Source organism: Burkholderia territorii (genome assembly GCF_902833055.1).
GTDB classification, from domain to species: Bacteria; Pseudomonadota; Gammaproteobacteria; order Burkholderiales; family Burkholderiaceae; genus Burkholderia; species Burkholderia territorii.
On the sequence record NZ_CADFEJ010000131.1, the window covers coordinates 1 to 468 of the forward strand.

The window sequence follows — 468 nt, forward strand, 5'->3', positions numbered from 1 at the left end:
CCTGTGCGGCTCGGGCCTGCAGGCGATCGTCTCGGCCGCGCAGAGCGTGCTGCTCGGCGATGCCGACATCGCCGTGGCCGGCGGCGCCGAGAACATGAGCCGCGCGCCGTACACGATGCCGGCGGCGCGTTTCGGGCAGCGCATGGGCGACGCGACGATCGTCGACATGATGCTCGGCGCGCTGCACCACTCGTTCCAGTCGCTCCACATGGGCGTGACGGCCGAGAACGTGGCCGCCAGGTACGGCATCACGCGCGAGGCGCAGCACGCGCTGGCGCTCGAATCGCATCGCCGCGCCTCGCACGCGAGCCGCGCCGGCTACTTCAAGACGCAGATCCTGCCGATCGAGATCGGCTCGAAGAAGGGCACCGTGCTCTTCGATAGCGACGAGCACGTGCGCCATGACGCGAGCGCCGAGGATTTCTCCAAGCTGCGCCCGGTGTTCGCGAAGGAAAACGGCACGGTCAC

Annotated in this window: 1 protein-coding gene; it reads left to right on the forward strand. The window is 69.4% G+C overall.

Annotation, left to right across the window (positions count from 1 at the left end):
• A partial coding sequence (locus HW466_RS31375; RefSeq protein WP_279610402.1) for a thiolase family protein occupies positions 1 to 468 on the forward strand: 468 nt, incomplete at both ends.